Genomic DNA, 23,148 nt, shown 5'->3' with positions numbered 1-23,148 from the left:
TAACAGTTTAACATAAAAGTGTTGAAATGTAAAGGAGAATTATGAATATTTTATTTATAATTTCTGAATTTTATTTGTGTAAAAAGCGCTCCACTAAAATCAATCCTGTGCAACCTCTTCTATTATGCTTCGGATATTTTCCACGCCCTCACCTGTTACGGCAGAGAACTCCACACAGGTAATATCCTCAAAGCAAGGTATCTCAGTCTTGAACGCTTCCAATCTCAGCTTTCGCTGAGTCGGTTTTAATTTATCAGCTTTCGTAAGCACCACCACAAACGGTATCTCGCTGTCAATAAGGAAATCTATCATTTGAAGATCGTCTTTTGAGGGTGGATGACGCATATCAATGAGCTGAAATACCAGTGCAAGATCACGCTCACCGTCACTCAGGTAGCTTCCGATCAGATCGCCCCATTTTTTCTTTTCGCTCTTTGAAACATTTGCATAGCCGTATCCCGGCAGGTCTACAATATAAATGTTTTCAAGTGAATAGAAGTTAATGGTCACTGTCTTTCCCGGCATAGAGCTGACTCTTGCAAGTTTTTTTCGATTAAAGATCTTATTTATTAGCGAACTCTTGCCCACGTTGGAGCGTCCGGAAAAAGCTATCTCTATTCTGTCCGATGCAGGCATTTGCTTATAGTCTGCATACGAAGTTACAAATTCAGCCAGATTTATATTCATTGGATGCTCCTTAAACAATTATTTATACGGTCACTTTCTTTCTGCCTCTTGTCTTTTTAGCAGGCATAAGTTCAAGTGACAATCTTTTTTTGTTTTTTTCCTCAACAAGTGCAACATCAAGAACATCGTCAATGGTTTTAGCAAAAATGAACTCAACATTCATCTTTACGATATCCTCTACCTCATCAAGATCGCCTTTATTCGCAAAAGGTATTACACAGGTCTTTACACCGGCTTTGTATGCAGCCATTGTTTTCTCACGCAGTCCGCCGATAGCAAGGACTTTACCGGTCAATGTGATCTCACCTGTCATCGCAACATCTGAACGCACTTTAAGCCCGCTGAGTGCTGAAACGATAGCGGTTATCATGGTAACGCCAGCTGACGGTCCGTCCTTTGGCACTGCACCCTCAGGTGCATGGATATGCAGGTCCTTCTTTTCGTAGAAATCACTGCTTATACCATATTTATCTGCTATGCTGCGGCAGTAGCTTACAGCTATCCTTGCGGATTCCTTCATAACATCTCCAAGAGATCCGGTAAGCTCTATTTTTCCCTTTCCATCAAGCACCAGCACCTCAAGAGGCATTATAACGCCGCCCACAGATGTCCAGGCAAGCCCATTGACACAGCCTACGCAATCTTCCGCCGATACAAGATCCGGAAGATATTTTTCGTGTCCAAGGTACTTGCTCAGGTTGGAAGCGTTGAACGAAACAGATTTTACATCATTTTCAACTATCTCTCGTGCGGCTTTTCTGCAAAGCTTTCCGATAGCTCTTTCAAGGTTTCTTACGCCTGCTTCTTTAGTATAGCTGTCTATCAGCTTATAAAGTGCATCATTTGATATCTTGAACATTGATGCTGTAAGTCCGTGATTAGCAAGCTGCTTTTTGACAAGATGCTTCTTTGCAATGTTATACTTTTCCTCACGGGTATAGCTTGAAAGCTCAATTACTTCCATTCGGTCAAGCAGCGGAGCCTGAACAGTATCAAGGGTATTGGCGGTGGTAATAAACAGTACCTCGCTCAGATCAAAGGGTATTTCTATGTAATGATCCCTGAAGGCATTATTCTGTTCGCTGTCAAGCACCTCAAGCATTGCCGACGACGGATCTCCTCTGAAGTCATTGGACATTTTATCTATCTCGTCAAGAAGCATTACAGGATTCATGCTTCCGCAAAGCTTCATGGCATTTATTATACGTCCTGGCATTGAGCCTACATAGGTTTTTCTATGACCTCTTATATCGCTCTCGTCCTTAACTCCGCCAAGAGATACTCTTACAAAATTCCTGCCAAGTGCTCTTGCTATACTCTTGGCAACCGATGTCTTACCTACTCCCGGAGGTCCGACAAGGCAGAGTATCTGTCCCTTGACATCCGGTGCAAGTGCTCTCACCGACAGATTTTCAAGTATCCTCTCCTTGACTTTTTTAAGACCGTAATGATCGGCATCAAGGATCTTTGCGGCTTTTTTAACATCGGTCCTGTCCTTGGTAAAGGAATTCCAGGGCAAAGAAAGCACCGTATCAAGATAGTTGGTTATTACTACTGCCTCCTGGGAACCGATAGGCATATGCGCAAGTCTTTTTGCCTCACTAACCAGCTTTTCTTCGCTTTTCTCATCAAGACCAAGCTTCTTTATTCTTTCAATATACTTATCCGGATCTCCATCGTCGCTTTCTGCTGCTTCACCGTCAAGCTCATGCTGCAGAGCCTTTATCTGCTCACGGATATAATACTCACGCTGGTTATCCTCTATCTGTGTTCTAACCTGGTCATGTATCTGTTGTTCCAATGTAAGGACGTTTATTTCTCTTGAAAGTATTTTAAGCAGCATAGCCAGCTTTTCACCCACTGTAGATGCCTCAAGCAATGCCTGTCTGTCCTGGAACGAAAGAGAGATATTAAACGCTATGCTCTCAAAAAGCTCGATAGGAGTCTTGGAACCAAGGATCTGTGAATAAAGCTCCTGCGGCATTCTGGGAAGCAGCTTTGCATAGTCTTCAAATGCAGACATGGCTTCCCTGAAAAGGGCGATGACCTCCATCTTTTCAAACTTCTCCCTTGGATAGTTATGCATCATTTTTATCTCTGCTTCATATCCGTACTTATGTTCGAAAAGATTGACAAGCTTAGCTCTGTTGACACCCTCGACCAGAACACGGTAAACATTGCCTGTTCTTACTATCTGCTTAACCCTTACAACGGTACCTATTGAATAGCAGTCTTTCTTCTCCGGCTTTTCAACATTCACGTCCTTCTGGGCAGCAAGAAAAACAGGTATATCCTTTTCCATGGCATTTTTGATGCTTCTTACAGAAAAATTCCTTCCCACATCAAAGTAAACTGTCATGTTCGGGAAAACAACCAGATCTCTTGTCGGGACAAAGTCCATTATTATATTCTTTTTGATATTTGTTTTTTCGCTCATAGTCAAGTCCTATTCTTTCTAAAGGCTTACGGATGGGAAAACACTTCTTTTCCGTAACAAATATTATAACACAGACGCCGCTTTTTTTCAAGTGCAGAATAATGCCATAATATACAAAAAGAGGTATCCTATAAAGGATACCTCATTATAAAGCTTATATTAGTCGGAAACATAAGGAATAAGAGCTACGTGACGCGCTCTCTTGATAGCCTTGGTAAGCTCTCTCTGATGATAAGCACATGTTCCGGTAACACGTCTTGGGAGGATCTTGGATCTCTCTGTCATGCACTTTCTAAGCTTTGCGATATCTTTATAGTCGATAGTCTCTGCTCTGTCTACGCAGAACATACAAACCTTCTTACGACCTCTCTTCATTGGTCTTGAAGCTGTTTTTTCCATTGCCATTGTCATTTTCACTCCTAACTATTCAATGTTATGATCTTAAGATTGTCAGAATGGTATTCCGTCATCGCTGAGCACTTCTTCATAATCGGAAAGGTCTCCGATAGACAGTGCTTCATTGTTACCTGACTGTGGCTGGCTGACCGGCTGCGCAGGTGCGCTGTTATAGTTGTTGGAATAACCGTTACCGGAATAAGCCGAGGTATTGCCGCCGTCGGACTTCTTCTCACCGGTAAAGCTTACGTTATCAACATACACTTCAGTTACGTAGTGCTTTGTGCCGTTCTTATCGTCATAGGTCCTTGTTCTCAAATTGCCTTCGATTGCGATCATTCTGCCTTTGCTGAAATATCTTGAGATGAAATCAGCCTGCTGGCGCCAGGCAACACAGGTTATAAAATCAGTCTGTCTTTCCTCACCCTGCTTCACAAAATTTCTCTCAACAGCAACGCTGAATGTAAGCACAGATGTGCCCGAAGGTGTCTGTCTGAGGTCCAGATCCTGTGTGATCCTGCCCATCAAAATAACTCTGTTAAGCATAACTTTCTACCTCTCTTTCGCCGGCTTGCAATAATATCTATTACGTTATTACTGCTTTACTGTAACCAAGAAGCGGATAACGCCGTCTGTGATCTTGAGAACTCTCTCAAGCTCAGATGGGAACTCAGGCTTGGATGTAAATGTCCAAAGTACATATGTTCCTTCCGTCTCGTAGTTAATAGCATAAGCCAACTTGCGCTTACCCCAGTTGTTCATTTCAACTGAGTCAGCCTCTGCATGGTTCTTGATCATACCATCAAACTTTTCGATAAGAGCTGCGCCCTCATCCTCCAGCTTTGTGCTGAAAACAACCATAGCTTCATAGCTTTCATTGATTTTTGCCATTACTATTGCACCTCCTTCTGGATTTCGCCTGCACCATATCGTACAAGCAAGGATACCATATTATGATAACATAAAACCTGCCCGATGTCAACAGGCAGGTTCGCAAAATTGTAAATTTTTTATTAAATTAAAGCAACCTGTTGAACAGGAACACAACACCCAGAACAAGGCTGCAGAAAAATCCGTATCCGACAATGGCAGCAGGCCAGGATACGCCGCCCTTTGCAGCTATCCTCTCCTTAACTTCCTGCTCTGCGTCAGAGCTTTCCCTTATCCTGCTGATATCGCCTTTTGCTTTTTTGTAATACAGATAATTAGCGAGCAGACCGGAGAATATCCTCCACACCATAAGACCGTACCAACACATATCAGCGATCACGGTGAACGTCTTACCTGTAACATCAAAGGAAAAGCCTATCTTTATCCCTGCGTATCCCACAGCAAACTGAGCGATCATAAGCGGAACGGTGAGAGCTGCACACACGATCAGGGAGATAATACCAACAAGGCGCATTTTCCTGAAAAGGAAATAAACCTCCGGGAACAGAAAAGCACCGATATTCAGCGATAGCTTTCCGCCATATTTACCGAATCTTATAAAGCTCATAAGAAATGTAAAGGGATTTGACTTGACATACCCCGCATAATCCTCAAGCTTTATCCCGTCAATAACAGAATCTTTATCGTAGACAGTTCTTTCTCCAAACGGTGAGAACTCAACACGACCGTTGTTAGTGTTGCCCTCTCCCGGTTTAGGCTCGTTAAACGAACTGGTCTTGTTAGAACCGGTCGTATTCAGGGGTGTGCCGCAGCTTTCGCAGAAAAGCTTATCTTTATCGTTATTAAAGCCGCACCGGCTGCATCTTATTCCTTCGCCGCCTTCTTGAGCCGTTTTCTTCCATGCCTCGCCGCTTGCATGAAGCTCATCATTAACACATTTACCCGCCTGCTTATAACATTCACGGTGATACGGTGTGCCGCAATCAGGGCACACAACAACGTCATCGCCGTCCTTGAAGGTCTGTTCACAGACAATGCATTTTGCGCCTGTAAAATTAGCCATTTGCCAACCTCACTTTCCATTGCACATCAATTTCAATATATTATAGCATACTTTTTTTTAAAATACCATAGTTTTTTTATTTTTTTCTTTACTTTTACAAAAAAAAGTTCTATAATAAGTGGTAAGAGTATTTAAGGAGAATGATATATGGTATTTTTAGAAAATCTGAAATCACAGCTTGAAGCTTTAAGCCCCACTATCAAGGAGCTCCACGATGTATACGACATCGAAAGAAGCAAAGAGCGTATTGAGGAGCTTCACGAGAAGGCTGCGGAGCCGGGATTCTGGGATGACATCGACAACTCGCAGAAGGTTTTACAGGAAACCAGGAGCCTTGAAAGCAAGCTGGAAAAATACAAGGATTTTACCACATCATATGAAGATATTGAAGTTATGCTGGAAATGGCAGCCGAGGAAGAGGACGAAAGCATGATCGAGGAGATCAGGCAGGAGGTGGAAACTCTGAGTCAGAAGCTTGACGAGGCTTCCCTTGCCACTCTTCTCACAGGTGAATATGACAAGCTCAATGCCATTATCACCCTTCATGCGGGAGCAGGCGGAACCGAGGCTCAGGACTGGACGGAGATGCTTTTCAGAATGTACACACGCTGGGCTGAAAAGCACAATTTCAAGGTATCCACCCTTGATTTTCTGGAGGGCAGCGAGGCAGGTCTGAAAACTGTAACAATGATGATCGAGGGCGAAAATGCTTACGGTTACCTCAAAAGCGAAGCAGGCGTTCACAGGCTTGTGCGTATCTCCCCGTTCAACGCTGCCGGTGCAAGACAGACTTCCTTTTCGGCGGCTGATGTGATGCCTGAGATCGACGACACTATTGAGGTGGATATCAGACCGGAAGACATTGAGATGCAGGTATTCCGTTCATCCGGTGCCGGCGGTCAGCACATCAACAAGACATCATCGGCTGTACGTCTTATCCATAAGCCCACTGGCATTGTGACCTCATGTCAGACACAGAGAAGCCAGTTTCAGAACAGAGAATACGCTATGAAGCTGCTGCGCTCGGAACTTGTGAAGATAAAGGAACGTGAGCATCTTGAAAAGATCAGCGATATTAAGGGTGTTCAGAAAGAGATCGGCTGGGGTTCACAGATAAGATCCTACGTATTTATGCCATACACTCTTGTTAAAGATGTGCGCACGGGATATGAGACTTCCAACGTCAGCGCAGTTATGGACGGTGACCTTGACGGATTTATAAACGCTTATCTGAAAGCGTTATCACTTGGATCTATTGAAAAAGAATAACAAAAGTAAAACTGCTGTACCTTTTATTGGCACAGCAGTTATTTTTTTACTTGATCGTCTTCTTCTTTCTCTTTTTATTAGCCTGGTCCTTGGTCTCATACTGCGGGGAATCCACGAATACTCGCTCATCATGCGTATCAAGGTACGCTTCTTCGGGATTTTCCTCTCCACGCTGGTCATAGTACGGCTGAATAACGTACTTTCTTACCATCGGATAGCACAGGCAGCAATCCACAAAAGAGATAAACGTGAACGGCCAGAACACAATGAATATAAGAGATACGGGGAAGAAAAGGATAGCCGCCGACATAACGGCAACATAGATAATAAAGAACGCAATGGATCTTTTAACGCAAAGATATACAAGGATAAGGGAGTTTTTAAAAATCTGCTTTACTTTAAGATTGGTGGAGCTGACCATGATATATGCATATGAGCTGACCATGACCAGAACGACCATAAAGCCCAGGGTGATAAAAAACGGCACATACATAGCTGAGACATCCCGTGCCCACTTCATATAAATAGGTATGCTCACAGAAAAGACCACGGCACAAAGGATATTTATTATGCCAAAAAACATACCCTGTTTGAAGTTATCTTTAAAAGCCTTCCAGAAATCCGTCCATATGTATACGTGTCTTTCCTGGTAATAATTCCTGCAAAGCTTTGTCATCGCCGCAGTTGCGGGACCTATGGTTATTATGGGTATGCAGGCGATTATATACAACAGATTGAGCCTTAAAAGCTCCCAGAAATGTCTGAGATACACACCTGTATACTTTATAAATCCGGGTTTTTCATGGGGCGTACGCAGTGCACCACTATGATTATTGTTGTTTTGGAACAATGCCATTATTTTTCTTTCCTTTATTTTTATTTTGGCACAAAGCTCTTGAAGATCCATGCTATAAGGCAATCGCAGCCCGCAGAAAGTGCAAGCACGGCTTCAAGTATCAAAAGCTTGGCGCAGTATAGTTTTACACAAGGTCTTATCCCGTCCAGCTGTCTGTCAGACAAGGTAAACAAGGCGTATGTATTTGACAGACCAAAAGCTTCTCTTGCCGCAAGGGCAAGCACTGACGCAGAAACTACTGCGTTGGGGACGACGGTGAAAAGCGAATACAAGATCCCCTTTGCAGAATACTGTGAATACATCTGTGAAAGTATAAGCCCCAGGCCCATCCCTTTGTAGCAAAGTGCGCCCAATGCGGCAGCGTGTCCTATTGCACCAAATCCCGAAAGGAACACCACCAGCATGAACAGCGATGACGAGGTGAGGGTACGAAGCAGGATATGTGAAAAGGAAGCCTGTCCCCTTGCGGTTATAAAGTCCGCTTGAGAGCTGCATATCCTGCCAAGGGTCTGAGCATCCAAACGGCTGTACAACAGGCAGCCGACAAGGGTGCCCACAAGCACCACACACAGCATCGCAGTATAGACTTTCCATGATAATATACCTGATTTTTTGACCAACATGACACATCACATCCTTTTTGTAATGTATATGCGGTCAAGCTGTTTTTATTCACTTGGAAAGCTCGTAAGCTCTCTTTGTGCAGGCTTTACAGCAGTTGTCAACAGCGTCGGACAGTCCGCCTTCACGAAGCTTTTCAAGCCCAGCGATAGTGGTACCGCCCTTTGAGGAAACCATTTCTATAAGCTCATCAAGACTTTTACCGCTGTCGGTTATCATTTTTGCAGAGCCGATAAGAGACTTTGCAAAAAGAGCCTTAGCAGTTTCTTCATCGATACCTACGCTTTTTGCGTAGTCAACAAAGTATTTTGTATAAAGATAGATAAATGCGGGAGAAGAGCCGTTTATGGCAATTATCTCCTTCATTTTATCCTTATCGATTATTTTGCTTATGCCGCCCGAAGAAAAGATACTGCACACAAGGTCAAACTCCTCGTCGGTAACTGTTTCGGAACGTGACAGAGCTGTTGCTCCTTCACCAAGCAGAAAAGGCGTATTCGGCATTACCAGCACAACTTTTGCACCGGCAACCGTTCTCTTGGCATAGTATTCATCCGTTACACCGGCAAGTATAGACACAATGACTGTATCAGCGGTTACTTGCGATGCGACCTTATCAAGCACCTCATCAAGCTGCTGGGGCTTGATGGCAAAGAAGACATATTTACAGCAGGCAACCACATCAGCTGCATCGCTGACGCCCACAGCACCCTCAGTCACAGCCTTGTCAAGGGCAGTCTGGGATTTATCAAAGGCATAAAGCTTTACATCGCTGCTCATCTTGCTTTTAAGGATACCTTTCATTATGGCAGTTCCCATATTTCCGCAGCCGATAAAACCAACATTTACCATTGATATCAACTCCTTTTTTCAAATACAAAAATAATTATACACCAAAAGTCAGAATTTTTCAAGTACCAAATAAAAACATTACAAAAAAGCTGCCACGCAACGTTAGCATGACAGCTTTGACAACTATTTTACTTATGGGATCATTTTACACGCTCGTGGGTCAGGATCATATTACATCTTCCCCAGGACTCACCCTTAAACGTAAAGGCATCGGGAGCGGTGTTCCTATGAACGAAGCCAACGCTTTCATAACACCTGCGAGCTGCGGAATTGACCGTAAACACGTTAAGGTGCACAAGCAAAGCACCTGCAATTTCAAAAGCATACTTTGCGGCAAGCCTTACCATATCTTTTCCATAACCTTTTCCACGCTGGACAGGGTCAACGACCACAAATTTCAGCATTGCCTCATCTGACTCACAGTTCACTGAACAGCAGATAAAGCCCACTACCCTGCCATCGTCCTGTGCTGCAACAAAGGGACAATCGCCGCTGCGTTCAAACTGCTGCTCAAGAAATCTGCCGAAGCTCTCTTTTTCAAGGGGAAAGCTTATACGGTCGGCAGACCACAGCGCATTGGTTCTTTCGTCACTGATCCAGGCACTGATAACATCAAAGTCATGACTGTGGACATACGGTCTGAGTCTCATACGATCAGAACGCTGTCTTATAAAGGATGTCGTAAAGCTCGTCCTCAAAAGGTTTCTTCATGCTGAGAGCCTCCATGATGTCTACATCATATACCTCGCCCTGCTTAAAGCCGCATACTCTGTTGCCAACGCCCTTTTCAAGCAGCTCAACAGCGTAATAGCCAAGCTTTGTAGCAGCAACTCTGTCACGGAGCGTAGGAGCACCGCCTCTTTGAACGTGCCCAAGAACTGTAGCTCTGGACTCAACGCCGGTAAGATCCTGAATCGTCTTTGTGATATACTCGGTTTTACCCACGCCCTCGGAAACAACGATAATAAAGTGGGTTTTGCCGTGAGCCTTAGACTCGATCATCTTCTTTGCGATCTCGTCAAGGTCATATTCCTTCTCAAGGGTGATACAAGCAACAGCACCAACTGCAACAGCAACGTTGATAGCGATATAGCCTGCTTTTCTGCCCATTACCTCAACAACAGAGCATCTGTCGTGGGAAGCGGCTGTGTCGCAGATCTTATCTATCATCTGAACGCAGGTATTCATTGCAGTATCATAACCGATGGTATAATCGGTGCAGGAAATATCGTTATCAATCGTTCCCGGGATACCGATACATGGAATGCCTTGTGCGGAAAGGTCGGCAGCACCTCTGAAAGATCCGTCGCCGCCTACGACAACTATTCCGTCAAGTCCCATTTTTACGCAGTTTTCCTTTGCCTTTTTTACGCCTTCGATATTTCTGAACTCGTTACATCTTGCTGTATAAAGACAAGTACCGCCTCTTTGTATGATACCGGATACTGTCATGGCGTCCATATTGATAACATCGCCGTTGAGCAGTCCGTTATAACCTCTCATTATTCCTACAACTTCCATGCCCTTGTTAAGTGCCGAGCGGCAGACAGCTCTGACAACAGAGTTCATGCCAGGTGCGTCTCCACCACTTGTAAGTATTCCGATTTTCATATATTTATCCTCCTTTATTATAAGAAAAAGCCCATTATTACCCAGATAATAATAACACAAAGCCCCTGGATTGTCAAGGGCTTTGCACTAATTTGAACTATTTTATCAGCAGGATGTGCGAGGTTTAAAACCCGGGGAAACTACTGCTGCTGATTATTCTGGGGCTGAGCCTGAGTCTGAGCCTGGGTCGGCTGGGCAGGCTTAGTCTGCGCCTGGGTGGCTTTAGTCTGCTTTGTAACCACCTCGGTATCAGATTCCTTGGTAGTGGTAGCAACTGTAGTATTCTTTCCGTCAGAGACGTAAACCACAAGCACATCGCCCTTCTTGACATTGATCTTATTACCGGGAACTACGCTTGTTCCCAGAATAGATCCTGCCTTCTGGCTTCCGTAGACCTCAGACACCTTATACTTTATATTCAGCTCGTTAAGCTGGTCGAGATAAGACTTCTGGTCAACTCCGTAATAATTGGGGACTTTAACATTTTCAGGTCCGGAGCACACCTTAAGCACAAGCACATTCTTCTTTGCCGGGTCATAGCTTGTACCCTCGGGGATACTCTGTTCATAAACTATATTGCGCTCATCTTCATCGGAGAAGAAATAGTCTATTTTCAGATCAAAGTTATTAGCGATCTGCTGTTTTACAACGTCTATCCTTACGCCCACCATATTAGGCATTATTGCGCCCTCGCCAAGACCTTCCTCGCTGCTGTCAGACTGTGAAGATGAATCATCCGGCTTTGAAGATTCGCTCTGGCTGCTTTCGGGAGTATAGTCCACAATAACAACAGACGAAGATGAATCATCATTCTTTGAAGGTCCGGAGAAAAGCAGATACAACAGGAAGATACAAAGTCCCAGCACCAGTGCGATAACGACCCAGCCAACGATAAGGGCTGTGTTATTCTTTTTCTTGACCGGTCTTTCCTGCCTTTGAGGTACAGGTCTTTCACGCTGCGGCTCACGGCGATTGCGTGGCGGATGATAAATGGGTATAGTCTGTGTAGAGCCCTTCTCCATTTCAATGCGCTGTCTTGAGCGTGGTTCAAAGAGCGCAGAGACAAACTCGGTAACAGTCTGTATTCTTTCCGCACCTCTTACAGCCATAGCCTTGGCTATAACTCTTGAGATGTGGGGAGAAATACGAGGATTTATCCTTGCAGCCTCAACGAGGGTATCATTTTTCGTTCTTGTCTGTGCATCAAGAGGCATACAGCCGGTAAGTATCCTATAAATTACCGCCGCAATAGCATAAACGTCTGTCCAGGTGCCCTGCCATTCAAGGGACGAATACTGCTCCGGAGCGGTATATCCGGAATAGAACTCGGGGATAAGACCTGTGTTGGACGTTCTTATGGAGCTTATACAAAAGCCTGTAAGCTTCAGTTCGCCGTCGGTTGTGACAATAATATTCTCGGGCGATATTCCCCTATGAATTATACCTGCATTATGTATGATGCTAAGGGTGGTAAACAAAGGTACAAACAGCTTTTTGACCTGTTCCCAGGACAAAAACCCTGTATTGGACTGAAGAAACTTCTTCAGCGAGACACCCTCAACATACTCCAGAATAACATATGTCGTATTGTTTGCATTGAACATATCCCTTGCTGTAGCGATGTGATGAAGATTTCTCATTTTTGAAAGCGACCTGTTCACATCAGCAAATTCGGACATAAAGGTCTTATATTTTGCAAGACAGTCTTTGTTAACAATAAGATCCTGGGTCTCGCTGTCCCTTTCACAAAGGGTATCGGGCATATATTCACGACAGACACATTTGCATTTGCTCACCATATCGTAACAGATATAGGAAGCGCCCTCACCGTTATAGGAAAGCATTTTACCTATGATATATCTATTGTCAAGCACTGTTTTGGGTGCAAGATATGCCTGCAGGTGCGGAATATTTTCAGTATAACTGCAATACTGACACTGTCCGTTTGAATCCAACTCGTTCATACAACCCATACAAAGCTCATTACGTGGATCCATACCGAACCTCCTTATCTACATAAATTATCATCTTATCATAACAAATATTTGTCAGCAAGTCAAGTTATAACCACAAAATGTTGATATTATGAAACAATTTGTTTTAATTCTGTAATATCTGACAGCACACATTCAACACAGATATGGACAATCTTCACAAATGTTAGATATAATCCTCTTCATTTTTTTATATTGCTGCAAGCCTATGTGAAAAAATGGTGAAATCATTTGACAAATGTTCTGCTGTAGTATATAATTATCCGGTAGATACAAAACGAAAAAGACATAAAAAGGAGATAAAACATGGACAACAGGCAAACGCCTTTCCATGGCGGAGGCAGTTCTTCACCGGATGAACAATATTACCGACAGCTGAAAGAATACAGCAAAATGGACGGTACAGATTATTTTGACAGCTATGTTGACTTTGAATTTCAGCAGTATGACCGCTATCACACAGGCGGGCAGCCTTCTTACCCACAGTTTCCTCAGCAGCGCAGAAACTCCCCTGCAACAAACCGCAAGGGCAGCAATTCTGCCAGAGCGCAAAGCAACAGTCCTGCAAGGCAACGCAGGCACGGAGCCGACGGAAAGTCCCGTATGACCCACGGCAGGACCGTCAAAAGCAGAGATAACAGAGATTTGAAAATGCGGGAAGAACCTGCTAAACAGGTAAACAGGCAGCCTGCAAAAGCTGAGCAGTTACAAGGAGGAAGCAAAAACTTGGAGGGCAAAAAAAAGAAAAGCATACTTAAAAGAATACTTATAACAGTGTTTGCGCTTGTATTCCTGGGATTTGCCGTATACAATCTGCTGGCTTTATACCTTGTGGGAAAGGTAAATGTTGTGGAAACAAAAAAAAGAGATGACTCCATATCAGCAACGATGAAAAGCGACGATGTGAAAAACATTCTTATTATCGGCTCCGACACAAGGAACATGGAGGATCTGGGACGGACAGACTCCATGATAGTGCTTTCCATAAACACAAAGAAAAAGCAGATGACCATAGTATCTCTTATGAGGGATATGTATCTGCCCCTTGTGGGATATGCCAACGACGGAACAAAGATGTATGACGACGAGGAGCCGGACGGTCTGTACCGCAACAAGCTTAACTCTGCATTTGTTTTCGGCGGTGCTGAGCTGCTTATGGACACAATAAAGTACAATTTTGGAATTGATATAGACGATTATGTTTATTTCGACTTTGAGTCTTTTATCCAGATCATTGATGCCATAGGAGGCATTGAACTTGACATCAGCGATGAGGAAGCAAAGGTAATGAACGACAATATCAAAGAGCAGAACAAAGTATTAAAAAAGGATACCAACAAGGATTTGCTAAGCGGAGGAGGCAAGCAGACTGTCAACGGGAATCAGGCTCTTGCATATTCAAGGTTAAGATACGTTGGAAATGCAGATTTTGAAAGGACGCAGCGCCAGCGGACCGTAATGATGAACGTAATAAAGAAAACAAAGGATTCAGGCATCTTCACAAAGTTCGGTTTTGCAAAGGCTGCCACCAACGACCTTATCACGAACATGAATAAATCCCAGCTTTTCTCATACGCATACAAGCTTCCTTTCTACATGGGTTATGATCTTAAAGAGCTTCGTATCCCGGCAGACGGGAGCTACGAATTCGGTTCCCACAAGGGCGGTCAGTCAACTGTGGATGTTGACATTGAAAAGTGTCGCCAGCTTATCAAAAAAGAGCTGTACGACTGATACATGGCATAAAGAAAGAGCTGTTGCACAAATATGCAGCAGCTCTTATATTTTTTACAGATTTTCGGGATAAACCATATTTGAGGAATAATACAGGAAGTGGTTGTCACTGTCGTAGGAAACATCAAGCACCACCTGCTGCTGGTCACCGGAATCGTTCTCAAACCAGTACCTGTAACGGTATGTCACAAACTTTTCGGAATAGCTTATGGAATAAGGATCTATGTCGATCTCGGCATTGACCTTGCTGTAATCTGCGCCCTCGTCAAATCTTTCAAGGTTAATAAACTTATCGCACTTTACTCCCCTGACGTCTTTTTTAAGCAGTTTGAAATCGCAATACTTAACACTCTGTATCTGTTGCTGCTTATTCACCTTTACCAGCACTGCCCATTCGGGATATGTCATTCCGTCAACCTTTACAGAGTCCTCGCTCTCCCGGACATAGTCAAACTCCAGGGCTTTATTGAGACCTGAAAAAGCAGATTTATCCTTAAAGTGTTCGTCAAGCTTTGATTCTGCGACCGCTACTGTTTTTCCAAGATACTCGGCGGTATTTCTCGCAAGCTTTCTTCCCTTGCCGCTTGAGATAGAGACCACGAGAGTTACAATAAGAGCAATCAGAATCAGCACAGCTGCTACGACAAGGATTATCTTCAGATGCTTCATACCAAACTTGCTGCGCAGCTTTTCGGTCTTGCCCAGTTTCGATGTGGCAAGCGGATTCTTTTTTACATTTTTCTTTCCGAAAAGCTTAGTGGAAAGCTTTGTATTATCGACATTCTCTTTTATAACAACGCCGCAGTTTGAGCAGACATTATCATTATCGCCGATTTTTTTACCGCATTTTGGGCAATCCAAAATATCCCCTCCCCTGAAAGTCTTTTAACTTAACGACAGTATATCACATAATCCCTTCAAAGTCAACAACGGCAAATATAAAAATGCAGGCAGGCAAACCAGCCTGTCTGCACAAAAATCATATAAGTGTCATCTGGTCGGGGTCCTCGATATCCTTTGCAAAGGAGCCTGCCACAGGGATATTCTTGCTGCGGTACTTTGAAAGCTCGGCAGCTTTTTCATCGGTTATTACAAACGCTTTTTCCACGGTGGATTTTGCCTTGCAAATCATAGCCTGCACGCCGATAGTCTCTCTTGAGGCTTTTGGCATCAGCAAAGATGTATCAAATATCATAGCTCTGCCGTTGGTAGTGCGCAGCATGATATTGGCGTTATCTTTTATCCAGAACATCTTTACAAGCTTTGCCTTGCCGGAATAGGCGTTGGCAAGCTTTTTCCTGTTTGTTTTGGTCTCGTAGGAATCAAGGGGAACTTTGGCGACCTTGCCGTTTTCAAAGACAAATATCATATACCCAGAATAGTCGGTCGTATTAACTGCAAAGACAACATTTTCATCCTTTTCAAATGCAAGCTTGGCGGGTATATAATCACCCATTGCAGATGCCTTTGTATCGGCGAACTGTGAGAGCTTTGCCTTATACACGCTGCACTTGTCGGAGAAAAACAGAAGCTCGCTCTTGTTTGCGGTCTCGGCGTGCTGGGAGATAAAGTCGCCCTCTTTGAGCTTTTGTTCGCTCGCCATACGCAAAGACTGTGGGGTACACTTTTTAAAGTAGCCTTCTGCGGAAAGGAATATCTCGCAGGGATAGTCGGGTATCTCTTCTTCAACGTCAATCTCTACCACATCCGAGGCGTAATAACATCCGGTCTTTCTGGGCTGTGAATATTTCTTTTTTACCTCTTCAAGCTCTTTGATGATGACCTGCTTGATCTTTCTATCGCTGCCAAGCAGCTCCTCAAGGCGGCTTATCTCTTCTTCAAGTGCCTTTGTTTCCTCGGTACGTTTTAAGATGTACTCTCTGTTCAGGTGGCGAAGTTTTATCTCTGCCACGTACTCAGCCTGTATTTCGTCAATTCCGAAGCCAACCATAAGGTTAGGTACAACATCGGATTCTTCCTTTGTTTCACGAACTATCTTAATCGCCTTATCGATGTCAAGAAGTATTTTCCCCAAACCTTTGAGCAGGTGCAGCTTATCCTGCTTTTTCTTCATATCAAAGGCAGTCCTGCGTTTTACACAGCCCATTCGGAAGCTGACCCATTCTTTGATGATGTCATAGACTCCCATTACTTTCGGATAGCCCTTGACAAGGATATTGAAGTTACAGCTGAAAGTGTCCTCCAGCGGAGTCTGCTTATAAAGCTTCTGCATAAGCTTATCCACCTCAACGCCTTTTTTGACGTCAATAGCTATTTTCAGTCCGTTTATGTCCGTTTCATCTCTGATGCCGGATATCTCACGTATTTTGTTGGCTTTTATAAGCTGTCTTATCTTATCGATTATTGCCTCAACATTTGTGGTATAGGGTATCTCGGTTATTTCGATACACTTTTCTGATTTGTCATAATTGTATTTTGCACGCAGTCTCACCGAGCCTCTGCCTGTGCGGTAAATCTTGTCAAGCTCCTCCTCGTCAAAGAGCATATTTGCTCCGCCGGGGAAATCTGGTCCTTTAAGTGTTTCAAGAGCATTGAAATCAGGGTTCTTCATAAGCGCAATAGTTGTTTCGCATACCTCACCCAGATTAAATGGGCAGACCTGGCTTGCCATTGAAACGGCGATACCTGCGTTTGCATTTACAAGTATGGTTGGAAAAGTCGCCGGGAAAAGAGACGGCTCGGTGGTCGTATTGTCGTAATTGGGGACAAAATCCACCGTATCCTTATCTATATCCTTGAAAAGCTCATCACATATCGGCTCGAGTTTTGCTTCGGTATAACGTGATGCTGCATATGCCATGTTTTTGGAATACTGTTTTCCGAAATTACCCTTGCTGAGCACATATGGGTGCAGCAGGGCTTCATTGCCCCTTGAAAGGCGCACCATAGTTTCGTATATAGTTGCATCACCGTGTGGATTGAGACGCATGGTCGCACCAACGATATTGGCGGATTTTGTAAGACCTCCGTTTAAAAGGTTCATCTTATACATGGTATACAGAAGCTTTCTGTGGGAGGGCTTGAAGCCGTCTATTTCAGGGAACGCTCTTGAAACGATAACGCTCATGGCATACGGCATATAGTTGGTTTCAAGGGTCTGGGTTATCTTCTGTTCAACAACAAGACCTGCACCGTCGATATAAGCATCGCTTTTTTTCTTTGGTAAAGCGGTCTCCTTGCTTTTTTTTCTTGCCATTATTATACTGTCCTTTCGCTGTGCTGTTATTTATAGATCATGAAATATCAGCCATTTCAAGATAATCGATTCCGTTGTTGGTTATAAACTCTTTTCTGCCTGCAAGGTCGTCCCCCAGGAGCATATCAAACATCCACTGTGTCATTTCTATATCATCGGGACAGACCTTGATAAGCCGTCTTGTGGACGGGTCCATGGTTGTAAGGCTCATCATCTCAGGCTCGTTCTCACCAAGTCCCTTGGAACGCTGGATGGTGCATTTCTTATTGCCTATCATCTGCATTATCTTAGCTTTCTCCGGTTCATCATACGCAAAGTATGTTCTGTCGGAGGTGGTTATCTCAAACAGCGGAGACTCTGCGATGTAGACATATCCCTTTTCGATAAGCGTCGGGGTTAGCCGGTAAAGCATGGTCAGGATAAGGGTTCTTATCTGGAATCCGTCCACGTCGGCATCTGTACAGATAACTATCTTGTTCCAGCGCAGATTGTCAAGATTAAACATTGAGAACTCTTTATTCTTACCGGTTTTGACCTCAACTCCGCAGCCCAGGACTTTTATAAGGTCAACAATTATCTCGTTTTTGAATATCTTATCATAGTCGGCTTTAAGACAGTTGAGGATCTTTCCTCTTACAGGGATGACCGCCTGGAAATCGGCATTCCTCGCCATTTTTACAGAGCCAAGCGCAGAGTCACCCTCCACGATGTAAAGCTCTCTCTGCGAGAGGTCCTTTGAACGGCAGTCAACAAACTTTTCCACCTGATTTGCAAGGTCGATCTTTCCGGTAAGGTTTTTGACCACGTTGAGCCTTGTCTTTTCGGCAGACTCACGGCTTCGCTTGTTTATCATGACCTGCTCGGCTATCTTCAGCGCTTCATCGGGATTTTCTATAAAGTATATCTCCAGCTGGTGCTTGAGAAAATCGGTCATGGAATCCTTGATAAACTTGTTGGTTATAGCCTTTTTGGTCTGGTTTGCATAGGAGGTCTGTGTGGAAAACGAGCTTGACACCAGCACCAGGCAATCCTCAATATCAGGGAAAGTTATCGGTTTTTCGTTTTTAAGATACTTGTTGTTATTTTTGAGATATGCATTTATCTGCGAGGTGAAAGCGCTCTTGACAGCGTCCTCGGGAGAACCGCCGTGTTCAAGGAAGCTTGAGTTGTGGAAATACTCCAGCCTCTTTACCTTGTTGGAAAAAGTGAACGCAACACACAGCTTTACCTTATAATCTTCCTTGTCCTCACGGTCACGTCCGACTCTGTCGGCAGTACAGTACTGTACCGAGGACATCTGTGTGTCGTTTGCTATCTCTGCAACATAGTCGGCAATGCCGTTTTCGTAAATAAAGGTCTGTTCTTCAAAAGAACCGTTTTCACGCTGATAACGAAGGACAAATTCCACCTTCGGATTGACCACCGCCTGTTTTTTCAGAACGTCCTCAAAATACTCTTTCGGGATAGCAATATCCGTAAAAACGTCAAGGTCTGGTCTCCAGCGTGTTTTAGTACCTGTTTTATACTTCTTCGTGCAAGGCTCCTTTTTCAGCCCGCCCACATTGTTGCCTTTTTCAAAATGAAGAGAATACTTCTGTCCGTCACGGCACACCTCAACGTCCATATACTCGGAGGCATACTGTGTAGCGCAGGCACCAAGTCCATTCAGACCCAGTGAAAACTCGTAATTCTCTCCACCGTTGGTGTTATACTTTCCGCCTGCGTAAAGCTCACAGTAAACAAGCTCCCAGTTGTAACGCTTTTCACGCTGGTTATAATCAACGGGACAGCCTCTTCCGAAGTCCTCAACCTCAATAGAGTTATCGTTGAACTTGGTGAGAACGATCTTGTTTCCGTATCCGTTTCTCGCCTCATCGATAGAGTTGGAAAGGATCTCGAACACAGAATGTTCGCAGCCGTCAAGTCCGTCCGATCCAAAAATAACCGCAGGACGCTTTCTTACACGGTCGGCACCTTTGAGTGAAACTATATCTTCATTTGAGTAATCCCTTTTTTTCGCCATTTGTAAATCAACTCTCCTGTTTTCAAGTATAAAATACCATATCTAGGATTTATTATATCACAAACACACCATATTTGTAAAGTCTTTTTTCTGAATAAGTCGAGGATAACCGTAAAAATGTTTTTTGAGGGCAATGTACAAAGTTTCTAATGTTAACAGATTGTTCATTGACTTTTGTATCACATGTGTTATAATACATATGAACAAACATTCATATATTCATTTGATAACATCGGATCAAAGGAGGAAAAACAATGAGTGAGATAGAAAAGCTTATGGACAATATGCCTGTTGACGAACAGGTTTATGAGCTTGCCGAGCTGTTTAAGATGCTCAGCGATCCCACAAGGGTCAAGATACTCTATTCTATTCTGAATACAGAGCTGAGTGTTGGCGATATTACAGAGGTTGTAGGCTCCACACAGTCGGCTGTTTCACATCAGTTAAGAGTGCTCAAGCAGGCAAGGCTTGTAAAGTACCATAAGGTGGGTAAGTCGGTAATATATTCGGTATCTGACGAGCACGTTGCTACCATACTCAGCATGGGTATGGAGCATATAAGCGAATAGCGGATCAAAATTTGAATTTCTCCCAATAGAAAGGTCTGGTGGTCGATATGACCAAAACGATATACTGGCTCAAAGGACTTGACTGTCCCAACTGTGCTCAGAAGATCGCTTTAAAGATAAACGATCTTGATATGGTGGAATCCGCAGATGTGGATTTTATCCGTAAGAAACTTGTGGTAAGGCATGAAGAACCTGACACAGGTGCGATCGACTACAGCGTCAGAGCTATTGTGAACAAGCTGGAGCCTGATGTCCAGGTACTTGATTACAGCCAGAAGGACGAGCATGAGCACCACCATGAGCACGAGCACTGTCACTGTGACGGACATGTGCATTCACACGGACATGAGCACGGACATGGAGAAGGCGAAAGCCACACTTTTGATATTGCAAGATTTATCTTTGCAGGTATACTTTTTGCTTTATCAAAGATACTGCCGTTTGAACTCCCCTGCAAAATACTTGCTCTGTGTGCATATGCTGTTGCAGGATATGATGTTGTAATTTCAGCATTGAGAAATCTTCTTCATGGCGAGGCGTTTGACGAAACGCTGCTGATGTTCATTGCTACCATAGGCGCAGTTGCTCTGGGATACTATGACGAGGCAGCTGCAGTTATGCTGTTTTTCCAGGTGGGCGAGCTTTTCCAGGACATTGCGGTGGAAAGATCCAGAAAATCCATTTCCAAGCTTATGGAGCTCAAACCTGAATTTGCAAGGATAATCAAAGACGGCAAGGAAACAAAGATCTCTCCCGAAGATGTGAGCATAGGAGATATTATCATCGTAAAAGCTGGCGAAAGACTGCCGCTTGACGGAGTTGTGGTAAGCGGAAGATCTCAGCTTGACACTTCGGCGATCACAGGAGAATTTCTCCCCGTCAGCATCTGCGAGGGCAGCACCGTTTCAAGTGGCTGCACAAATCTTGAAGGGGTTATAAATGTAAGGGTAAGCTGCGAATTTAAAGACAGCGCAGTTGCAAGGATAATGGACATGGTGGAGAACGCATCGGAAAAGAAGGCAGACACCGAAAAGTTCATCACTCGTTTTGCAAGGGTATACACTCCCGCTGTGGTTGCCTGCGCATTTCTTCTGGCTGTTGTCCCCTGCTTTTTCCTGGGATTTTCACAGTTCACAAAGTGGCTTTACAGAGGACTTCTGTTCCTTGTTATATCATGCCCATGCGCCCTTGTTATATCTATCCCTATGGGATTTTTTGCAGGCATCGGCGGGGCATCAAAAAAAGGTGTTCTTGTCAAGGGTGCAAAGTCAATGGAGGCTCTTGCAAAATGTTCAGCTGTTGCCATGGACAAAACAGGTACCCTAACAAAGGGCAGCTTCTGCATAGAAAGCATTGTTCCGAGCGGAATTTCAAAGGAGCAGCTGCTGGAATATGCGGCATTTGCAGAATCTGGTTCAAACCACCCTATTGCACTTTCAATTATCAAGGAATACGCTAAAGAGATAGTTTCGGATACAGTTGAAGATATTAAAGAGATATCCGGTCACGGTATAAGCTGTATTTACAGAGGCAAAGCTATTCTTTGCGGCAAGGCAGAGCTTTTGGAAGAAAAGGGAATAAATGTTCCGCAGTGTGAAAGCGAAAACACAATGGTCCATGTGGCATATGACGGGAAATACTGCGGATATATCACTCTTGGCGACGAGATAAAACAGACCAGCAAAGAGGCTGCTGCACAGCTTTCAAAGCTGGGTGTTGAGACTGTAATGCTTACGGGTGACCGAGAAAAAACAGCAGCTGCCGTGGCGGCAGAGCTTGGAATAAAGAAATACTACGCTTGTCTGCTTCCTGAAAACAAGGTAGAAAAAATAGAGGAGCTTATGAGATCACAAGACGGCAGACCTGTAGCTTTTGCGGGAGACGGAATAAACGACGCACCGGTTATTGCAAGGGCTGATATCGGCATTGCAATGGGTGGACTTGGTTCTGATATAGCTATCGAGGCAGCAGACATTGTGCTTATGAATGACGATGTGCTGAGCATACCCAGGGCGATAGGTATTTCCCGCAAGACTATGAGGATCGTTAAGGAAAACATTGTTTTTGCACTTGGTGTAAAATTTGCGGTTATGCTCCTGGGTGCACTGGGATTTGCAGGTATGTGGATGGCTGTATTTGCAGATGTTGGTGTGGCTTTGATCGCCATACTGAATTCTATGAGATGTTCTAAGTATTAAAGCAAACAGATACCTAATTACAAGAAAAACAATTTTGCCATAATATTTGTATAAGAAAAAGAGGATCACCCATAAAAGGTATCCTCTTTTTGTTTATATACTGTATTTATCTTTAAACTCCCGGGAAACTTTCCTGTCTTTGAAATAATACTCTTTGTCGTGTTCACTTATCTGTCGGTGTACACGGCAGGGATTACCAAAGGCAAGCACCGACGACGGTATATCTTTCGTAACAACGCTTCCTGCGCCTATAACGGTATCATCACCTATGGTCACGCCGGGAACTATAACAACACCTGCTCCTATCCAGCAATTTCTGCCGATACGCACGGGCATATTGTACTGTCCTGCATCTACACGGAGCTGCGGACATATGGGATGACCTGCTGTTGCCACGACGACATTGGGACCAAACAAGGTATTATCCCCCACATAGATATGTGTATCATCGATAAGTGTCAGATTGAAGTTTGCATAAACATTATTCCCGAAGTGACAATGGGCACCGGCAAAGCTTGCATGAAAGGGCGGCTCGATGTAACAGTCCTCCCCTATTTCGGCAAACATATCTTTAAGCATCTGCTCACGCTTTTTCATCTCGCTGGGACGTGTGGCGTTAAAATCATAGAGCTTTTCAAGACAGCTCTGCTGATACCGGGCAATTTGTTTGTCCCCCGGAAGATACAGCTCCCCTGTGTGCATCTTATCTATCTCCATACGCTCTGCTCCT

General features: G+C 44.0%; 20 protein-coding genes. 4 read left to right on the top strand and 16 right to left on the bottom strand.

The annotated features are described in order from the left end of the window. Window positions 1–99 precede the first annotated feature (99 nt). The 6 genes from yihA to T494_RS0100925 form a co-directional block, all read right to left on the bottom strand. Complete coding sequence (gene yihA, locus T494_RS0100950) at window positions 100–687, bottom strand: ribosome biogenesis GTP-binding protein YihA/YsxC (protein WP_028504684.1); 588 nt, start codon at window positions 685–687, stop codon at window positions 100–102. A gap of 22 nt (window positions 688–709) precedes the next feature. After that, complete coding sequence (gene lon / locus T494_RS0100945; protein ID WP_028504683.1) at window positions 710–3,124, bottom strand: endopeptidase La; 2,415 nt, start codon at window positions 3,122–3,124, stop codon at window positions 710–712. A 159-nt stretch (window positions 3,125–3,283) separates the two neighbouring features. Continuing rightward, on the bottom strand, window positions 3,284–3,529 hold the full coding sequence (gene rpsR / locus T494_RS0100940) for a 30S ribosomal protein S18 (RefSeq protein ID WP_028504682.1): 246 nt from the start codon (window positions 3,527–3,529) through the stop codon (window positions 3,284–3,286). 45 nt (window positions 3,530–3,574) lie between these two features. Further along, window positions 3,575–4,066 carry a single-stranded DNA-binding protein gene (gene ssb, locus T494_RS0100935; RefSeq protein ID WP_028504681.1) on the bottom strand — a complete coding sequence of 164 codons (492 nt, stop codon included), beginning with the start codon at window positions 4,064–4,066 and terminating at the stop codon, window positions 3,575–3,577. 48 nt (window positions 4,067–4,114) lie between these two features. Then, window positions 4,115–4,411: a 30S ribosomal protein S6 gene (gene rpsF / locus T494_RS0100930; protein WP_028504680.1), complete on the bottom strand. Its 297-nt coding sequence runs from the start codon at window positions 4,409–4,411 to the stop codon at window positions 4,115–4,117. 127 nt (window positions 4,412–4,538) lie between these two features. Beyond that, window positions 4,539–5,474, bottom strand: coding sequence for an RING finger protein (locus T494_RS0100925; RefSeq protein ID WP_028504679.1), 936 nt, complete (start codon window positions 5,472–5,474; stop codon window positions 4,539–4,541). Between the two features lie 147 nt (window positions 5,475–5,621). On the opposite strand from T494_RS0100925, the gene prfB reads away from it, so the two are divergent. After that, entirely contained in the window at window positions 5,622–6,743 is a 1,122-nt protein-coding gene (gene prfB, locus T494_RS0100920; protein WP_028504678.1) for a peptide chain release factor 2, read from the top strand. Window positions 6,744–6,789: 46 nt separating this feature from the next. On the opposite strand, the gene T494_RS0100915 is transcribed toward prfB, so the two are convergent. The 6 genes from T494_RS0100915 to T494_RS11840 all read right to left on the bottom strand — a co-directional run bounded on the left by T494_RS0100915 (window position 6,790) and on the right by T494_RS11840 (window position 12,680). Continuing rightward, on the bottom strand, window positions 6,790–7,599 hold the full coding sequence (locus tag T494_RS0100915) for a YesL family protein (RefSeq protein WP_028504677.1): 810 nt from the start codon (window positions 7,597–7,599) through the stop codon (window positions 6,790–6,792). A gap of 20 nt (window positions 7,600–7,619) precedes the next feature. After that, the gene (locus tag T494_RS0100910) at window positions 7,620–8,222 is read right to left on the bottom strand and encodes a hypothetical protein (protein ID WP_028504676.1); all 603 of its coding nucleotides are present in this window, start codon (window positions 8,220–8,222) and stop codon (window positions 7,620–7,622) included. Window positions 8,223–8,271: 49 nt separating this feature from the next. After that, the gene (gene proC / locus T494_RS0100905; protein WP_028504675.1) at window positions 8,272–9,072 is read right to left on the bottom strand and encodes a pyrroline-5-carboxylate reductase; all 801 of its coding nucleotides are present in this window, start codon (window positions 9,070–9,072) and stop codon (window positions 8,272–8,274) included. Window positions 9,073–9,212: 140 nt separating this feature from the next. Beyond that, entirely contained in the window at window positions 9,213–9,722 is a 510-nt protein-coding gene (locus T494_RS0100900; RefSeq protein ID WP_028504674.1) for a GNAT family protein, read from the bottom strand. Between the two features lie 4 nt (window positions 9,723–9,726). Next, entirely contained in the window at window positions 9,727–10,683 is a 957-nt protein-coding gene (gene pfkA / locus T494_RS0100895; RefSeq protein ID WP_037343511.1) for a 6-phosphofructokinase, read from the bottom strand. A gap of 140 nt (window positions 10,684–10,823) precedes the next feature. Beyond that, window positions 10,824–12,680 (bottom strand): protein kinase, encoded by a 1,857-nt coding sequence (locus T494_RS11840; protein ID WP_051539815.1) that lies wholly within the window; start codon window positions 12,678–12,680, stop codon window positions 10,824–10,826. A 303-nt stretch (window positions 12,681–12,983) separates the two neighbouring features. Here T494_RS11840 and T494_RS0100885 point away from each other — a divergent pair, with 303 nt between their 5' ends. Next, a complete protein-coding gene (locus tag T494_RS0100885) occupies window positions 12,984–14,411 on the top strand; it encodes an LCP family protein (protein WP_028504672.1) in 1,428 nt (475 codons plus the stop codon). A gap of 54 nt (window positions 14,412–14,465) precedes the next feature. On the opposite strand, the gene T494_RS0100880 is transcribed toward T494_RS0100885, so the two are convergent. The 3 genes from T494_RS0100880 to T494_RS0100870 all read right to left on the bottom strand — a co-directional run bounded on the left by T494_RS0100880 (window position 14,466) and on the right by T494_RS0100870 (window position 19,651). Then, window positions 14,466–15,272: a zinc ribbon domain-containing protein gene (locus T494_RS0100880; protein WP_028504671.1), complete on the bottom strand. Its 807-nt coding sequence runs from the start codon at window positions 15,270–15,272 to the stop codon at window positions 14,466–14,468. Window positions 15,273–15,390: 118 nt separating this feature from the next. Then, window positions 15,391–17,628 carry a DNA topoisomerase (ATP-hydrolyzing) subunit A gene (locus T494_RS0100875; RefSeq protein WP_028504670.1) on the bottom strand — a complete coding sequence of 746 codons (2,238 nt, stop codon included), beginning with the start codon at window positions 17,626–17,628 and terminating at the stop codon, window positions 15,391–15,393. A 37-nt stretch (window positions 17,629–17,665) separates the two neighbouring features. Beyond that, a complete protein-coding gene (locus T494_RS0100870) occupies window positions 17,666–19,651 on the bottom strand; it encodes a toprim domain-containing protein (protein WP_028504669.1) in 1,986 nt (661 codons plus the stop codon). Between the two features lie 254 nt (window positions 19,652–19,905). Between T494_RS0100870 and T494_RS0100865 the strand changes: the two genes are divergently transcribed. Together T494_RS0100865 and T494_RS0100860 are read left to right on the top strand one after the other, a co-directional pair. Continuing rightward, window positions 19,906–20,220 carry a metalloregulator ArsR/SmtB family transcription factor gene (locus T494_RS0100865; protein ID WP_037343510.1) on the top strand — a complete coding sequence of 105 codons (315 nt, stop codon included), beginning with the start codon at window positions 19,906–19,908 and terminating at the stop codon, window positions 20,218–20,220. 47 nt (window positions 20,221–20,267) lie between these two features. Beyond that, entirely contained in the window at window positions 20,268–22,418 is a 2,151-nt protein-coding gene (locus T494_RS0100860) for a heavy metal translocating P-type ATPase (protein WP_037343509.1), read from the top strand. A 93-nt stretch (window positions 22,419–22,511) separates the two neighbouring features. Here T494_RS0100860 and T494_RS0100855 read toward each other — a convergent pair whose 3' ends face one another. Further along, window positions 22,512–23,135, bottom strand: coding sequence for a sugar O-acetyltransferase (locus tag T494_RS0100855; protein WP_028504666.1), 624 nt, complete (start codon window positions 23,133–23,135; stop codon window positions 22,512–22,514). Between the last annotated feature and the right edge of the window lie 13 nt (window positions 23,136–23,148).

It is taken from the genome of Ruminococcus sp. FC2018 (genome assembly GCF_000621805.1).
In the GTDB taxonomy this organism is placed as follows: Bacteria; Bacillota; Clostridia; order Oscillospirales; family Ruminococcaceae; genus Hominimerdicola.
Note: the sequence above shows the minus strand (reverse complement) of the source record. Positions and strands in the feature narration are given on the sequence as shown.

Bases quoted from the DNA above. Each gene is read 5' to 3' on its own strand.
- yihA (WP_028504684.1), bottom strand. From the start codon at position 687: ATGAATATAAATCTGGCTGAATTTGTAACTTCGTATGCAGACTATAAG.
- lon (WP_028504683.1), bottom strand. From the start codon at position 3,124: ATGAGCGAAAAAACAAATATCAAAAAGAATATAATAATGGACTTTGTC.
- rpsR (WP_028504682.1), bottom strand. From the start codon at position 3,529: ATGGCAATGGAAAAAACAGCTTCAAGACCAATGAAGAGAGGTCGTAAG.
- ssb (WP_028504681.1), bottom strand. From the start codon at position 4,066: ATGCTTAACAGAGTTATTTTGATGGGCAGGATCACACAGGATCTGGAC.
- rpsF (WP_028504680.1), bottom strand. From the start codon at position 4,411: ATGGCAAAAATCAATGAAAGCTATGAAGCTATGGTTGTTTTCAGCACA.
- T494_RS0100925 (WP_028504679.1), bottom strand. From the start codon at position 5,474: ATGGCTAATTTTACAGGCGCAAAATGCATTGTCTGTGAACAGACCTTC.
- prfB (WP_028504678.1), top strand. From the start codon at position 5,622: ATGGTATTTTTAGAAAATCTGAAATCACAGCTTGAAGCTTTAAGCCCC.
- T494_RS0100915 (WP_028504677.1), bottom strand. From the start codon at position 7,599: ATGGCATTGTTCCAAAACAACAATAATCATAGTGGTGCACTGCGTACG.
- T494_RS0100910 (WP_028504676.1), bottom strand. From the start codon at position 8,222: ATGTTGGTCAAAAAATCAGGTATATTATCATGGAAAGTCTATACTGCG.
- proC (WP_028504675.1), bottom strand. From the start codon at position 9,072: ATGGTAAATGTTGGTTTTATCGGCTGCGGAAATATGGGAACTGCCATA.
- T494_RS0100900 (WP_028504674.1), bottom strand. From the start codon at position 9,722: ATGAGACTCAGACCGTATGTCCACAGTCATGACTTTGATGTTATCAGT.
- pfkA (WP_037343511.1), bottom strand. From the start codon at position 10,683: ATGAAAATCGGAATACTTACAAGTGGTGGAGACGCACCTGGCATGAAC.
- T494_RS11840 (WP_051539815.1), bottom strand. From the start codon at position 12,680: ATGGATCCACGTAATGAGCTTTGTATGGGTTGTATGAACGAGTTGGAT.
- T494_RS0100885 (WP_028504672.1), top strand. From the start codon at position 12,984: ATGGACAACAGGCAAACGCCTTTCCATGGCGGAGGCAGTTCTTCACCG.
- T494_RS0100875 (WP_028504670.1), bottom strand. From the start codon at position 17,628: ATGGCAAGAAAAAAAAGCAAGGAGACCGCTTTACCAAAGAAAAAAAGC.
- T494_RS0100870 (WP_028504669.1), bottom strand. From the start codon at position 19,651: ATGGCGAAAAAAAGGGATTACTCAAATGAAGATATAGTTTCACTCAAA.
- T494_RS0100865 (WP_037343510.1), top strand. From the start codon at position 19,906: ATGAGTGAGATAGAAAAGCTTATGGACAATATGCCTGTTGACGAACAG.
- T494_RS0100860 (WP_037343509.1), top strand. From the start codon at position 20,268: ATGACCAAAACGATATACTGGCTCAAAGGACTTGACTGTCCCAACTGT.
- T494_RS0100855 (WP_028504666.1), bottom strand. From the start codon at position 23,135: ATGGAGATAGATAAGATGCACACAGGGGAGCTGTATCTTCCGGGGGAC.